This window comes from Micromonospora sp. WMMD729 (assembly GCF_049315225.1).
Lineage (GTDB): Bacteria > Actinomycetota > Actinomycetes > Mycobacteriales > Micromonosporaceae > Micromonospora.
The window spans coordinates 1,286,249-1,301,130 of sequence record NZ_CP186059.1; the positions used below are offsets into that span (position 1 = coordinate 1,286,249).

The 14,882-nt window shown below is 72.0% G+C and carries 13 protein-coding genes; 11 read left to right on the top strand and 2 right to left on the bottom strand.

Annotation, left to right across the window (positions count from 1 at the left end; all coding sequences use genetic code 11):
• Positions 1–172: 172 nt before the first annotated feature.
• On the bottom strand, positions 173–838 hold the full coding sequence (locus ACN263_RS05955) for a DUF998 domain-containing protein (RefSeq protein WP_422738815.1): 666 nt from the start codon (positions 836–838) through the stop codon (positions 173–175).
• A complete protein-coding gene (locus ACN263_RS05960; RefSeq protein ID WP_422738816.1) occupies positions 831–1,796 on the bottom strand; it encodes a glutathione S-transferase family protein in 966 nt (321 codons plus the stop codon). The genes ACN263_RS05955 and ACN263_RS05960 overlap by 8 nt, the downstream gene beginning before the upstream one ends.
• Before the next feature lie 107 nt (positions 1,797–1,903).
• Here ACN263_RS05960 and pcaF point away from each other — a divergent pair, with 107 nt between their 5' ends.
• The 11 genes from pcaF (at position 1,904) to ACN263_RS06015 (ending at position 14,843) form a co-directional block, all read left to right on the top strand.
• Positions 1,904–3,109 (top strand): 3-oxoadipyl-CoA thiolase, encoded by a 1,206-nt coding sequence (gene pcaF, locus ACN263_RS05965; RefSeq protein WP_422738817.1) that lies wholly within the window; start codon positions 1,904–1,906, stop codon positions 3,107–3,109.
• A gap of 154 nt (positions 3,110–3,263) precedes the next feature.
• A complete protein-coding gene (locus tag ACN263_RS05970; protein ID WP_422738818.1) occupies positions 3,264–4,076 on the top strand; it encodes an SAM-dependent methyltransferase in 813 nt (270 codons plus the stop codon).
• A gap of 4 nt (positions 4,077–4,080) precedes the next feature.
• Positions 4,081–6,243 carry a putative bifunctional diguanylate cyclase/phosphodiesterase gene (locus tag ACN263_RS05975; RefSeq protein ID WP_422738819.1) on the top strand — a complete coding sequence of 721 codons (2,163 nt, stop codon included), beginning with the start codon at positions 4,081–4,083 and terminating at the stop codon, positions 6,241–6,243.
• Between the two features lie 85 nt (positions 6,244–6,328).
• Positions 6,329–6,829: a DUF456 domain-containing protein gene (locus ACN263_RS05980; RefSeq protein WP_422738820.1), complete on the top strand. Its 501-nt coding sequence runs from the start codon at positions 6,329–6,331 to the stop codon at positions 6,827–6,829.
• Positions 6,830–7,142: 313 nt separating this feature from the next.
• Positions 7,143–7,886, top strand: a complete 744-nt coding sequence (locus ACN263_RS05985; RefSeq protein ID WP_422738821.1) for an MBL fold metallo-hydrolase — start codon at positions 7,143–7,145, stop codon at positions 7,884–7,886.
• A gap of 335 nt (positions 7,887–8,221) precedes the next feature.
• A complete protein-coding gene (locus tag ACN263_RS05990; protein WP_422738822.1) occupies positions 8,222–9,772 on the top strand; it encodes an amino acid permease in 1,551 nt (516 codons plus the stop codon).
• Positions 9,773–9,887: 115 nt separating this feature from the next.
• On the top strand, positions 9,888–11,252 hold the full coding sequence (locus ACN263_RS05995; RefSeq protein ID WP_422738823.1) for a glutamine synthetase family protein: 1,365 nt from the start codon (positions 9,888–9,890) through the stop codon (positions 11,250–11,252).
• 117 nt (positions 11,253–11,369) lie between these two features.
• Positions 11,370–12,725, top strand: a complete 1,356-nt coding sequence (locus ACN263_RS06000) for an aldehyde dehydrogenase family protein (protein ID WP_422738824.1) — start codon at positions 11,370–11,372, stop codon at positions 12,723–12,725.
• A 5-nt stretch (positions 12,726–12,730) separates the two neighbouring features.
• Positions 12,731–13,498 carry a 3-oxoacyl-ACP reductase gene (locus tag ACN263_RS06005; RefSeq protein WP_422738825.1) on the top strand — a complete coding sequence of 256 codons (768 nt, stop codon included), beginning with the start codon at positions 12,731–12,733 and terminating at the stop codon, positions 13,496–13,498.
• Positions 13,495–14,244, top strand: coding sequence for a gamma-glutamyl-gamma-aminobutyrate hydrolase family protein (locus ACN263_RS06010; protein ID WP_422738826.1), 750 nt, complete (start codon positions 13,495–13,497; stop codon positions 14,242–14,244). Before ACN263_RS06005 ends, ACN263_RS06010 begins: the two co-directional genes overlap by 4 nt.
• A gap of 47 nt (positions 14,245–14,291) precedes the next feature.
• Positions 14,292–14,843 (top strand): pyridoxamine 5'-phosphate oxidase family protein, encoded by a 552-nt coding sequence (locus ACN263_RS06015; protein WP_422738827.1) that lies wholly within the window; start codon positions 14,292–14,294, stop codon positions 14,841–14,843.
• Positions 14,844–14,882 lie beyond the last annotated feature (39 nt).

The following is a 14,882-nucleotide window of genomic DNA, read 5'->3' on the forward strand; positions in this document are numbered from 1 at the left end:
AGGTGGTCTGGTCGGGGTAGGCGTGCGAGGGACGGCTACGCCGGACAGACGCCGCTGGCCTGCAGTCGGAGATCGACGTACAGGCGGACGGTGAGGCCCCAGACATTGGTCATCGTTGGTCGACGATACGCCGAGAAGTTCGATCTGCAAGGTGTGATGCTCGTGATGCTCCTTACAGACTTCGCTCACGGTAAGTCAGGGCCAACGCCGTGCCGGTGGCCACGCCCCACAGCACGGCCAGCCCGAGCACCAGCCGTTCCGCCACGCCGACCAGCGAACCCCGGCCGACCACGAGCATCGCCAGGCCGATGGTGGCGCACAGCGGCAGGGCGAGCGCCGCCGTCCCCGCCGCCAGGCGACGTACCACCGGTCCGGCCGGCCCGGACACGGCCAACGCGACCATGGCCAGGACCACCGCCGCCGTCGCCGCGATGCTCGCGCCACCGTGCACCAGGTCCGCCACCGTGGTCGCCTCGAACGGCGGCAGCGGACAGCCGGCGGAGCAGGTCACCGCCCCGGACACCGTCGTGAGCACGGCGCCGGTGGCGAGCAGCGCCGGTGCGACCCGCACCCCGGTCGGCAGCGCCGCGGCGATCAGCAGCAACGCGGCGGCCAGGGCGAGAACCCCGATCCGGTACGTCACGGCGTGCGCGCTGCCGGCGATTCCGGCCTCGCTCACGTACCCGGTGAAGCCCGGACCGGGACCGGCGACCACGGCGACCGTCACCGCGACCGCCCCGGCCACCGCGCAGCCGGCGGCGGCGGACGCGGCGACCCGGCGGGCGACGTCCCCGCGGGCGACGACCCCGGTCGCGCCGGCCCGACCCGGCTCAGCCACGTCCGTGCGGCGTCGCCCAGCCGGACTCGTCGGGCCCCAACGGCACGACGCCGGTCGGGTTGATCTCCCGGTGGGTGCCGTAGTAGTGCCGCTTGATGTGGTCGAAGTCCACCGTCTCGCCGAAACCCGGCGTCTGGAACAGGTCCCGGGCGTACGCCCAGAGCACCGGCAGTTCGGTCAGCTTGTTCCGGTTGCACTTGAAGTGCCCGTGGTAGGCCGCGTCGAAGCGGACCAGCGTGGTGAACAGCCGTACGTCGGCCTCGGTGATCGCGTCCCCCATCAGGTAACGCTGGTCGGCCAGCCGCTCGGAGAGCGCGTCCAGCCGGGCGAAGAGCGCCCGGAACGCCTCGTCGTACGCCTCCTGCGAGGTCGCGAAGCCGCACCGGTAGACGCCGTTGTTGACGTCGGTGTGGATCTCGGCCATCAGCGCGTCCATCTCGGGACGCAGCGCGACCGGGTACAGGTCCGGGGCGTCGGGGGCGTGCAGCTGCCGCCACTCGGTGGAGAAGTCCAGGGTGAGCTGCGGGTAGTCGTTGGTGACCACGCGGCCGGTCAGGGTGTCGACGAGCGCCGGCACGGTCACCCGGCCGGTGTAGTCCTCGTCGGTGGCCAGGTACGCCTCGGAGAGGAAGCGGACGCCGAGGACCGGGTCGAAGCCGTCCGGGTCGAGCGCGAACGCCCAGCCCCGCTCGTCCCGGATCGGGTCGACGGTGCCCAGCGAGATCGCGTCGTCCAGCCCGAGCAGGCCCCGCACGATCCTCGCCCGGTGCGCCCACGGGCACGCGCGGCACCAGATCAGCCGGTACCGGCCGGCCTCCAACGGCCAGCGGCCCTGGTCGTCCGGACCGCCACCCGGGGGCGAGGTCGAGTCGGCGGTGACCCGACCGGTGAACCGGTTGGGCTGGCGGACGAACGCGCCGTCGCGGCTGGTCTCTGCGCTGAACTGGGCCCGGGCCATGCCGTCAACCTATCCGCTGCCGGCGTGGATATCCTGGCGGCCGGCAGCCCTTCGCGATCCGGTGGGCGTGCCCCACCCCCGCCGTCTGCACCCCTGAAGGACTCGCGATGACCGTGGCATACCTGGTGGCCGGTGTCCGTACCCCGATCGGCCGGTACGCGGGCGCGCTGGCCGGCGTCCGTCCCGACGACCTGGCCGCGCACGTCATCCGCGAGCTGGTCGCCCGGCACCCGTCGGTGGACTGGGCCCGCGTCGACGACGTGGTGCTCGGTTGCGCCAACCAGGCCGGCGAGGACAACCGCAACGTGGCCCGGATGGCGGCGCTGCTCGGCGGGCTGCCGGAGGAGGTGCCGGGCAGCACGGTCAACCGGCTCTGCGGCTCCGGCCTGGACGCCCTCGCCACCGCCGCCCGGTCCATCGTCGCCGGGGACGCCGATTTGGTGATCGCCGGCGGGGTGGAGAGCATGAGCCGGGCGCCCTTCGTCGTGCCGAAGGCGACCTCGGCGTACTCCCGCTTGGCCGAGATGCACGACACCACCCTGGGCTGGCGGCTGGTCAACCCGCTGATGCGCGACGGCTGGGGGATCGACTCGATGCCCGAGACGGCGGAGAACGTGGCCGCCGAGTACGGCGTGAGCCGGGCCGACCAGGACGCCTTCGCGTACCGCTCACAGCAGCGCGCCGCCAAGGCGCAGGCCGACGGCCGGTTCGCCGAGGAGATCGTGCCGGTGTCCGTGCCCGCCGGCCGCCGGGAGACCCGGCTGGTCGAGGCCGACGAGCACCCCCGCGAGACGTCGCTGGAGAAGCTGGCCGCGCTGCCCACCCCGTTCCGCGACGGCGGCACGGTGACCGCCGGTAACTCGTCGGGCGTCAACGACGGCGCGGTCGCGCTGCTGGTTGCCGGCGAGGCTGCGGTGCGGCGGTACGGGCTCACCCCGCTGGCCCGCGTCGGCGGCGCGGCGACGGCCGGCGTACCGCCCCGGATCATGGGGATCGGCCCGGTGCCGGCCACCCGCAAGCTGCTCGGCCGGACCGGCGTCGACCTGGCGACCGTGGACGTTGTCGAACTGAACGAGGCGTTCGCCGCGCAGTCCGTGGCGGTACTGCGCGAACTGGGACTGCCCGTCGACGCCGAGCACGTCAACCCCAACGGGGGCGCGATCGCGCTCGGGCACCCGCTGGGCGCGAGCGGTGCACGGCTGGCGCTGACCGCCGCCCTGGAACTGCGCCGCCGCGGCGGACGCCGGGCTCTCGCCACCATGTGCATCGGTGTCGGGCAGGGCATCTCGCTGCTGCTGGAGTCTGCCGCCTGAGTGCGGAAAGTTACGTGAGGGGATCTCCCGTACGCGGCGACCGGCGGCCTAGAGTGGTCCACACCACACGACCCGCGGGGTCGGCCGGCGGCCGCGTACGCCCGTCGACGCCGGTGCCGCCTCGCGTTGCGGCGACGAACTGGGGGGCACACCGATGCCGGACGCACTGCCGACCGAGATTGATCTGACCAGGCCGAGCGCGGCCCGGGTGTACGACTACTTCCTGGGCGGGGCACACAACTTCGAGATCGACCGACAGTTGGCCGAGCAGATCGCCAGTATGACGCCGAACCTCGCCGCCACCATGCGCTCCGGCCGTGAGTTCCTGCGTCGGGCCGTCCGGGTGCTGCTCGACGCCGGCATCGACCAGTTCCTCGACATCGGTTCCGGCATCCCGACCGTGGGCAACGTGCACGAGGTGGCCCAGGCGGCGAACCCGAAGGCGCGGGTGGTCTACGTCGACATCGACCCGGTGGCGGTCGCGCACAGCCGCGAACTGCTCGCGGGCAACGACCTGACCGGGGTGATCCACGCCGACCTGCGCGAGCCGGAGCGCATCCTCGCCGAGACCCGGCGGCTCGGGCTGATCGACTTCGCGCGTCCGATGGGCATCCTGCTGGCCGGGGTGGTGCACTTCATCCCGGACGCCGACCGCCCCGAGGAGATCCTGGCGACGCTGCGGGCCGCCGCCGCACCGGGCAGCTTCCTGGTCGTCTCGCACTCCACCTTCGAGGACCAGCCGCAGGAGATGCTGGACGCCCAGCGCCTCTCCTCCCGCACCGACACCGAGATCACCCTGCGGTCCCGCGCCCAGGTGACCGGCTTCTTCGGCGACTGGACGGTCCTCGAACCGGGCGTCGTGCACATGCCACTGTGGCGGCCCGACTCGCCGGAGGACGTCGACGAGCACCCCGAGCGGTTCGGCGCCTTCGGCGGCGTCGCCCGGTACGACCAGCCCGCCGGCTGACCCGGTGGCCGCCGTCCCGGACCCCACCGGGGTCGACGTCGGCCGGACCGGTGTCGAGGCGTACGCCGCTGACTGGGCCCGTGCCGTACGCCGCACCGGCTTCGTGCCGCTCAGCGCGGCCGAGACCGAGCGGCTGTTGCTGCTGCACACCATCCGGCTGGCGGAGGTCGTCCGCGCGGAGCCGTTCAGCGCCCGCCCCGCCGAGGAGGTCGGGCGGGCCCTGGTGGAGGCGCACCTGACCGAGCCCCGGGCGTTGGAGTGGTCACTGCGCGCGCTGGGCGACGACTTCCCCGCCCGGGTGCTGGCGGCCGACGGCCGGCCGACCGACCTGGCCGACCGGATCGCGGCGGCGCAGGGCGCGCTGGCGGCCGGGTTCGCCCGTGCGCTGCGTGACCGCACCTTCGCCCAGCAGGAGCGCATCGCCCGTTCGGCCTGGCAGGCGCGGGACGAGGTGGAGCAGGCGCTGCGCGACAGCGAGGCGCGGTTCCGGGCGGTCTTCACGGGCGCCGCGATCGGTATCGGCATCGCCGGGGTGGACGGGCAGATCATCGACGTCAACACGGCGTTCGCCGGCATGCTCGGCTACTCGATCGAGGAGCTGTGCCAGATGAACGTGGCGTCGCTGTTCCACGCCGACGACGCCGCCGGCATGTGGGAGCTGTACCAGGAGCTGATCGAGGGCAAGCAGGACTCGGCCCGGGTGGAGAAGCGCTACCACCGCAAGGACGGCAGCGTCGTCTGGACGGATCTGGCCGTGTCGCTGATCCGGTACGACGACGGCCGGCCACGGTTCACCGTCGCCATGATCGAGGACATCACCGAGCGGTACGAGCTTCAGCAGCGGCTGCGCTTCCAGGCGCTGCACGATCCGCTCACCGGGCTGCCCAACCGAACCCTGTTCTTCGAGACGTTGGGCCGGGTCTTCGACACCGCCGGCCCCGGTCAACGGGTCGGCGTGTGCTTCCTCGACCTGGACGGCTTCAAGACCATCAACGACAGCCTCGGCCACGACCTCGGCGACCGGCTGTTGGTGACGATCGCCCGGCGGCTCGCGGCGTGCGTGGCCGACCGGGGTCACCTGGTCGCCCGGATGGGCGGCGACGAGTTCGTCATCCTGGTCGACGGCGGTGGTGACGTCGAGGACGCGGTGGCCGTGGCGGAGGCCGCGCTGGCTGCCGTCGCCGCGCCGGTACACGTCGGCGACAAGCAGTTGGCGGTCTCCGCCAGCGTCGGGATAGTGGACTGCCCGGCCGTGGAGACCACCGCCTCGGAGCTGATGAAGGCCGCCGACACCACGCTCTACTGGGCCAAGGCGGCCGGCCGGGGCCGGTGGGCGGTGTACGACCCGGAGCGCAGCGCCCGTGACCTGGCCCGGTCGGCGCTGGTCGCCGGCCTGCCGGCCGCGCTGGACCGGGGTGAGTTCGTGCTGCACTACCAGCCGATCGTGTCGCTGCTGGAGGGCACGATGCTCGCCGTGGAGGCGCTGGTCCGCTGGGAGCACCCGGAGCTGGGCCTGATCGGTCCGGACCGTTTCATCGGCCTCGCCGAGGAGACCGGCCTGATCGTCCGGCTCGGCGAGTGGGTGCTGCGGCGGGCCTGCCACGACGCCGAACGCTGGTGGCGGGAGTTCCCCGAGGCGCGGGTCGTGGTGAGCGTCAACCTGGCCGCCCGGCAGGCCGACGACCCGGCGATCGTCGGGACGGTGGCCGACGCGCTCGCCACCAGCGGTCTGCCGGCGGAGCTGCTGCAACTTGAGTTGACCGAGAGCGCCGTCATGGGCAGCGCGGGCGAGCCGCTGCGCAGCCTGCACCGGCTCGCGGCGCTGGGCGTCCGGCTGGCGGTCGACGACTTCGGTACCGGCTACTCCAACCTCGCGTACCTGCGGCGGCTGCCGATCCACTGCCTGAAGCTGGCCGGCCCGTTCGTCGAGGGCATCCGCGCCGACGGTACGGACGAGGTGGCGGACCACCGCGACGAGCGGATCGTCGACGCGTTGGTCAGGTTGGCGCACGCGTTGGAGCTGTGGGTCACGGCCGAGGCGGTGGAGACCGGGGTGCAGGCCGAGCGGCTGCGGGCCCTGCGTTGCGACACCGGGCAGGGACGGTACTTCGGCGCACCGGCCCCGGCCGAGGCGATCACCGCCCGACTGCGGCAGGCCGCGGCGTGAGGCCCGTGGACCGGCCGGCCATGGACGGCTACGGCGTGAGCGACGGACCGGTCCGGTCCGGGTGGTGCCGACGAGAGGCGACGGCGTGAGTGTGAACGACTCGCAGACCGTGGTGACCGTGGTCGCCGCACTGGCCATCCTGGCCGGACTGGCCGGTGTGGTCGTGCCCGGCCTGCCGGCGCTACCTCTGTGCTGGGGCGGGGTACTGGTCTGGGCGATCTTCGGCGGCGCCGGCGCCGGTGGCTGGGCGGTGTTCGCCGCCGCCACGCTCGTCGCGGTCGGCGGCATGATCGTGAAGTACCTGTGGCCGGGCCGGAATCTCAAGCGCACCGGGGTGCCGACGTCGTCCCTGCTGGCCGGGGGAGCGCTCGGGTTGGTGGGGTTCTTCGTGATCCCCGTTGTCGGCCTGCTGCTGGGCTTCGTCGTGGGGATCTGGGCGGCGGAGCGGTTGCGGCTGGGCAGCAACCGACTCGCCTGGCCGTCCACCGTGCAGGCCCTCAAGGCGGTCGGCCTGTCCATGCTGGTGGAGTTCCTGGCCGGGCTGACCATCGGCGCGCTCTGGGTCGGCGGTCTCCTGCTGACCTGATCCGCAGCCGTACCTTGGACAACGGTGTGCCGGGCGTTGCCGAGCGCCCGGCGGAGCCCGTCGCGATCGGGCCTGGCCATGGGTTACGGCATGCGGTCGTTCTGCTGTGGCGGCAACGGGATTCAGCGGGACGTCGTCGGCGGCGTCGGGGCGGACCCGCCGTGAGAAGCGTGATGCCCATAAGTCATCAAGATGACGCACAGGCATCAGACTCGTTGGGCCGTTGGGCCGTTGGGCCGTTGGGCCGTTGGGCCGTTGGGCCGTTGGGCCGTTGGGCCGGTGTGGTGTCACCGACTGCGGCTAGGGTCGGCCCATGCACGTCGTGGTGCTCGGCGGTCGTGGTGCCTGGCCATCGGCCGGCCAGGGGTGTGCGGGGCTTTTGGTCGAGTACCGGGGTTTCCGGTTGTTGATCGATCCCGGCTACGCGACCCTGCAACCGTTGCTGGCCCGGCTGCCCGCCTCGGCGGTCGACGCGGTATACGTCAGCCACGACCATCCCGACCACTGCGCGGACCTGCAGCCGTTGCTGCGGGCCAGGGTGTTGCGTGACCGGTCCGTGCCGGCCCTGCCGGTGTACGCGCCAACCGGCAGCCTCGGCCCGCTGCTCGCGATCGACGAGCCCGGCCTTCTCGACGCGGCGTACCACCTGCACGGCTTCAACCCCGGCGACGCCTTCGACATCGGTCCGTTCGCCGTGCGGACGTGGTCGCTGCCGCACTGGGTGCCGAACGCCGGTGCCCGATTCTCGGTGGCCGGGACCACATTGGCGTACACCGGGGACACCGGCCCGAGCCCGACGCTGGTCGAGCTGGCCCGCGACGCCGACCCGCTGATCGCCGACGCGACGTACGTCGACGAGGTTCCGGCCCACGTCGGATTCCTGTCGAGCGCCGCCGAGGTGGGCCGTTACGCCCGTACGGCACGCGCCGGAGCGGTCCTGTTGACCCACCTGTGGCCCGGCACGGACCCGGAGGCGGCGATCGCCGCGACGCGGCAGGCGTACGCGGGACCGGTCAGCGTGGCCCGACCGGGCGTGGTGGTCGATCTGCCCGGTTGACGTCAGGGGTTCGTCGTGACCGGCCCGGCCGGGCGCGGCAGCGCGGGGCGCCTGGTCGGATAAGGCGGGAGGCCGTACGCGAGAGAGAGGCGGCGCCCCGCACCACCGGGTGCCGGACGTTGCCGAGCGTCCGACGGAGCCCGTCGCGATCGGGCCTGGTCACGGGTTACAGCATGCGGTTGTCCAGGCTGCGGCGGCAACGGGATTAGCGGACGGCACCCGCGACGTATTGACCGCCCCTGATCATCGGGACGACACTTTGCGCACTCGTTGACGGAACCACCTCAGGGAGGTGCGCAGTGGCCACGACGCCCGTTCCGACCGCAGAGCAACCGATGGACGACGACGCCCGGCGTCTCGCCGAACTCGGCTACAAGCAGGAACTCCGCCGCAAGTGGAGCGGCTTCTCCAACTTCGCCATCTCGTTCTCCATCATCTCGATCCTGGCCGGCTGTTTCACCACGTTCGGCCAGGCGTGGAACAACGGAGGGCCGGTCGCCATCTCCTGGGGCTGGCCGCTGATCTCACTGTTCATCCTGATCATCGGCTTCTGCATGGCCGAGCTGGTGTCGGCGTACCCGACGGCCGGCGGCATCTACTGGTGGGCGGCGACCATGGGCCGTCCGGCGCACGGCTGGTTCACCGGCTGGTTGAACCTGATCGGCCTGGTCGCGGTGACCGCGTCGGTCGACTACGGCTGCGCGACCTTCCTCAACCTCACCCTGTCGGCGCTCTTCGACGGCTGGGCCGGCACGCTGCGGCAGGCGTTCGTCCTGTTCGTGATCATCCTGGCGTTGCACGGCCTCATCAACATCTACGGGCACCGGATCATCGACGTACTCCAGAACGTCTCGGTCTGGTGGCACGTGGCCGGCGCGGCCGTCGTGGTGGCCATCCTGGTGTTCGTCCCGGACAACCACCAGAGCTTCCAGTTCGTGTTCACCGAGCGGTTCAACAACTCGGGCTTCGGTGAAGGTGACACGGGCGGCCTGACGTTCTGGTTCTACGTGCTGCCGCTGGGCTTCCTGCTCACCCAGTACACGATCACCGGCTTCGACGCCTGCGCGCACGTCTCCGAGGAGACCCGGGGCGCGTCGCAGGCCGCCGCGAAGGGGCTCTGGCAGTCGATCTTCTATTCCGCGGTCGGCGGCTGGATCCTGCTGCTGGCGTTCCTCTTCGCGGCCACCGACGTCGAGGCGGTCAACGCGGCCGGCGGCTTCTCCGGTGCCATCTTCGAGTCCGCGCTGACCCCGGTCTTCTTCAAGATCGTCATCATCATCTCCACCATCGGGCAGTTCTTCTGCGGGATGAGCTGCGTGACGTCGATGAGCCGGATGGCGTACGCGTTCAGCCGCGACCGGGCGGTGCCGGGCTGGCGGCTCTGGTCCAAGGTCGACCGCAACGGCACCCCGGTCAACGCGATCATCGGCGCCACGATCGCGGGCCTGGTGCTCACCCTGCCGGCGCTCTACGAGAGCTCGGCCGGCATCCCGGTCGCCTTCTACGCGGTGGTCTCGGTGGCGGTGCTCGGCCTCTACCTGTCCTTCCTCATCCCGATCGCGCTGCGGCTGCGGATGGGCAACCGGTTCGTGCCCGGGCCGTGGACGCTGGGACGCAGGTACAAGCTGCTCGGCTGGATCGCGGTCATCGAGATCGCGGTCATCGCCGTGTACTTCGTGCTGCCGATCGTGCCCGCCGGGGTGCCCGGCGACGACGAGTTCACCTGGTCGGCGGTGAACTACGCGCCGCTCGCAGTCGGCGGGGTGCTGCTGGTGGTCGCCGTCTGGTGGTACGCCTCGGCCCGGAAGTGGTTCACCGGCCCGGTCCGTACCGTCGAGGAGCGCGCGCCGGCGACCGAGCCGGCACCCGCCGACGGCCCGGCCTGACCCGCGCCCGGCGGGACGGTCCGCGCGACCGTCCCGCCGGGTTTGCCGCCCGCGTCGGTGGGGGCATTGACGGTGATCCGGTTTGCCAGTAGACCTTGGTGATGGAGGCCCGCTCATGAGGAATGCGCCGCTCACGCTGGAACAACTGCGGGTCGCCGTCGACGAGGGCGAGATCGACACCGTGGTGCTGGCCCTGGTCGACATGCAGGGCCGGTTGCAGGGCAAGCGGTTCCACGCGCCCTTCTTCCTCGACCAGGTCGTCGAGGGCGGCAGCGAGGGCTGCAACTACCTGCTGGCGGTGGACGTCGACATGAACACCGTCGACGGGTACGCGATGTCGAGCTGGGAACGCGGCTACGGCGACTTCGCCATGGTGCCGGACTTCGCCACCCTGCGCCGGGTGCCCTGGCAGCCCGGCTCGGCGATGCTGCTGGCCGACCTCGCCTGGCTGGACGGTTCCGGTGACGTGGTTGCCTCGCCCCGGCAGATCCTGCGCCGGCAACTGGACCGACTGGCCGAGCACGGGCTGACCGCGTACGCCGGCACCGAGTTGGAGTTCGTGCTGTTCCGCGACTCGTACGAGGACGCCTGGCGGCGCGGCTACCGCGACCTCACCCCGGCGAACCAGTACAACGTGGACTACTCGCTGCTCGGTACGGCCCGGGTGGAGCCGCTGCTGCGCCGCATCCGCACCGAGATGGCCGGCGCCGGGCTCACCCCGGAGAGCGCCAAGGGCGAGTGCAACCTCGGCCAGCACGAGATCGCCTTCCGGTACGACGAGGCGGTGGCCTGCGCCGACCACCACGTCATCTACAAGAACGGCGCGAAGGAGATCGCCGCCCAGGAGGGCATGTCGATCACCTTCATGGCCAAGCCGAACGAGCGGGAGGGCAACTCCTGCCACATCCACTTCTCGCTGCGGGACGCGTCCGGCTCGTCGGCCATGCTCGGGGACGGGCCGGCGCACCTGAGTGAGACCGGGCAGCGGGTGCTCGCCGGACTGCTCGCCACCATGCGGGAGTTCAGCCTGCTCTTTGCCCCGAACATCAACTCCTACAAGCGCTACCAGCCGGGCTCGTTCGCCCCCACCGCGCTGCGCTGGGGTGTCGACAACCGCACCTGCGCACTGCGGGTGGTCGGGCACGGCCAGGGCATGCGGGTGGAGAACCGGGTGCCCGGGGCGGACGTCAACCCGTACCTGGCGATCGCCGGGCTCGTCGCGGGCGCGCTGCACGGCATCGAACAGGGGCTGGAGCTGGGCGCGGAGTGCACCGGCAACGCGTACGACGACCCGGAGGCCGAGCGCGTCCCCACCACCCTGCGCGACGCCCTGGCCCTGTGGGAGGAGTCCGAGGTGGCCCGAGGCGCCTTCGGCGACGAGGTGGTAGCCCACTACGCCAACCAGGCAAGGGTCGAGCTGAAGGCGTTCGACGCGGCGGTAACGGACTGGGAGCTGACCCGTGGCTTCGAACGCCTCTGACCCCGCGCCGCCCACCGCCGCGATCTTGCACTTTCTGTCGTTGGTTTGGGACAACTCACGGCTTATGTCGACACAGAAACTGCAAGATCGCGGGGGCTTGGGCGAGGGGTGGGGCGCGTGACGGTTCTTGTTGACCCGGCTTCCGGGGTGGGGTTTCGGGAGGTTTCCGGGGCCTCGGTGGCGGAGACGGACGTTGCCATCGACCGGGCTGCCAAGGCTTTCCTGGCGTGGCGGGAGGTTACGCCGGGGGATCGGGGGCGGTTGTTGCGGCGGTTCGCCGCGCTCGTCGACGCGCACCTGGACGAGTTGGCCCGGTTGGAGGTGCGCAACTCCGGGCACACCGTCGGCAACGCCCGCTGGGAGGCCGGCAACGTCCGGGACGTGCTGGACTACTACGCCGGTGCGCCGGAGCGGCTGACCGGTCGGCAGATCCCCGTACCCGGCGGGTTGGACGTCACCTTCCACGAACCGCTCGGCGTGGTCGGCGTGATCGTGCCCTGGAACTTCCCGATGCCGATCGCCGCCTGGGGGTTCGCCCCAGCCCTCGCCGCCGGCAACACCGTGGTGCTCAAACCCGCCGAGCTGACCCCGCTCACCGCGCTGCGCCTGGCCGAGCTGGCCCGCGAGGCCGGCCTGCCCGAGGACGTGTTCACCGTGCTGCCGGGCGAGGGCGCGGTGGTGGGGGAGCGGTTCGTCAGCCACCCGGCCGTCCGCAAGATCTGCTTCACCGGCTCCACCCAGGTCGGCACCCGAATCATGGCCGGCTGCGCCGCCCAGGTGAAGCGGCTCACCCTGGAGCTGGGCGGCAAGAGCGCCAACATCGTGTTCGCCGACGCCGACCTGGAGACCGCCGCCGCGACCGCGCCGGGCGCGGTCTTCGACAACGCCGGCCAGGACTGCTGCGCACGGTCGCGGATCCTGGTCCAACGACCGGTGTACGACAGGTTCCTGGAACTGCTCGAACCAGCGGTACGCGCGGTACGGGTCGAGGACCCGTCCCGCGACACCGCCGAGATGGGCCCGCTGATCTCCGCCGCTCAACGGGACCGCGTCGCCGGGTACGTGACCGGCGCAAAGGTCGCCTTCACCGGCTCGTGCCCGGACGGCCCCGGCTTCTGGCACGCGCCCACCGTGCTGCTGGCCGACTCGCCGGCCGACCGGCACTGGCGGGAGGAGATCTTCGGACCGGTGGTGTCGGTGCTCCCGTTCGACGACGAGGCCGACGCGGTCCGGCTCGCCAACGACACCGAGTACGGCCTCTCCGGCTCGATCTGGACGCGGGACGTCGGGCGCGCGCTGCGGATGGCGCGCGCCGTCGACTCGGGCAACCTCAGCGTCAACTCGCACTCCTCGGTGCGGTACTGGACCCCGTTCGGCGGGATGAAGCGCTCCGGGCTCGGCCGTGAGCTGGGCCCGGACGCGCTGCACTCCTTCACCGACGTCAAGAACGTGTTCATCGCGACGAAGGAGTGAGGCCAGTGCAGGGTCGGTTGCAGGACCGGGTGGCCGTGGTCACCGGAGCGGGCAGCGGCATCGGGTTGGCCACCGTCCGGCGGTTCGCCGCCGAGGGGGCCCGGGTGGTCTGCGTGGACATCGACGCGGAGGCCGGCACCCGGGCCGCGCAGGAGTGCGGCGGCGAGTTCGTGGCCACCGACGTGGCCGACGAGTCGGCCGTGCGTGACCTGTTCGACGGGGTGGCCGAGCGGCACGGCCGGGTGGACATCGCGTTCAACAACGCCGGCATCTCCCCGCCGGACGACGACTCCATCCTGGACACCGGCCTGGACGCCTGGGAGCGGGTGCTACGGGTCAACACCACGAGCGTCTACCTGTGCTGCAAGTACGCGATTCCGCACATGCGGCGGCAGGGCAAGGGGTCGATCATCAACACCGCCTCCTTCGTGGCGTTGATGGGGGCGGCGACGTCGCAGATCGCGTACACCGCGAGCAAGGGCGGGGTGCTGGCGATGACCCGGGAGTTGGGTGTGCAGTTCGCCCGCGAGGGCATCCGGGTCAACGCGCTCTGCCCCGGCCCGGTGGCCACCCCGCTGCTGCTGGAGCTGTTCGCCGCCGATCCGGAGCGGGCCGCCCGCCGGCTGGTACACGTGCCGATGGGTCGCTTCGGGCAACCGGAGGAGATCGCCGCCGCGGTGGCGTTCCTGGCCAGCGACGACGCCTCGTTCATGACCGCCGCGCAGTTCGTGGTCGACGGCGGTATCACCGGCGCGTACGTCACTCCGCTATGAGGAGGCCGCTGATCGGGATCAGCGCGTACGTCGAGCCCGCCGACTGGGCCGTCTGGCGAGGGGTGCGGGCGGTCCTGGTGCCCGAGGCGTACGTGCGGGCGGTGACCGTCGCCGGTGGCCGGGCGGTGGTGCTGCCCCCGGACGACGCCGACGCCGACGTGCTGGCGGTCCTCGACGGGCTGCTGCTGGCCGGCGGTGCCGACGTGGGTCCGGGGCGGTACGGCCAGCAGCCGCACCCGCGGACCGAGGACCGGCCGGATCGGGATGCCGGTGAGCTGACCCTGCTGGCGGCGGCTCTCGCCGCCGACCTGCCCGTGCTGGGCGTCTGCCGGGGGATGCAGCTGCTCGCCGTCGCCTACGGCGGCACCCTGCACCAGCACCTGCCGGACGTGCTCGGCTCCGAGGCGCACCGGCCGGCGCCGGGCGCCTACGGCACCCATCCGGTGCGGTTCGCGCCGGGCAGCCTCGCGGCACGGACCCTGGCCGGTGTCCAGCAGGTCAACTCGTACCACCATCAGGCGGTCGCCACCCCGGGCCGGCTCACGGTGACCGGCTGGGCGGCCGACGGCGTGATCGAGGCGGTGGAGGATCCGGACCGCGCGTTCGTGCTCGGCGTGCAGTGGCATCCGGAGAACGAGCCGGATCCGCGCCCGATCACCGCGCTGGTCCGGGCCGCCCGGCGGTCCGAGCCGCCGGTGGGTGAGCACGACGAGGGGGTACCCGTCGAGGGGGCACCGGTGCTGTGACGCAGGTCGCCCCCGTCGCGCCGACCGGGCGGTGGGAGGATCAGCGTATGGGCAAGGTCTATCCGGAGATCGACGGTCGTCTGCGGGAGTTCATCGCGGCCCAGCCGGTCTTCTTCGTGGCCACCGCGCCGTCCGGTCCCGAGGGGCATGTCAATGTCTCACCGAAGGGCATGGCGGGCACCTTCGTGGTGCTCGGCCCGCACCGGGTGGCCTACCTCGACTACCACGGCAGCGGTGCGGAGACCATCGCCCACCTCCGGGACAACGGCCGCATCACGCTGATGTTCTGCGCCTTCGACGGGCCGCCGAAGATCGTGCGCCTGCACGGCACGGGCCGCAGTGTGGCGGTGACCGAGGAGACCTTCGCCGACCGGCTCGCCGAGTTTCCCGCGCCGCCCGACGTGCACGCCGTCCGGGCCGTCATCACCGTCGACGTGCAGCGGGTCAGCGACTCCTGCGGCTACGCGGTGCCCCTGATGGACTTCCGCGCCGAACGCGACCTGTTACTCACCTCACACTCCCGTCGTACGACCGACGATCTCGTGACCTATCGCGCCACCAAGAACGCCGCGAGCGTCGACGGCCTGCCCGTCTTCTGAGTGCTCAGCGACCTCCCAGCCGTCGTCGCCGGGCCGCGT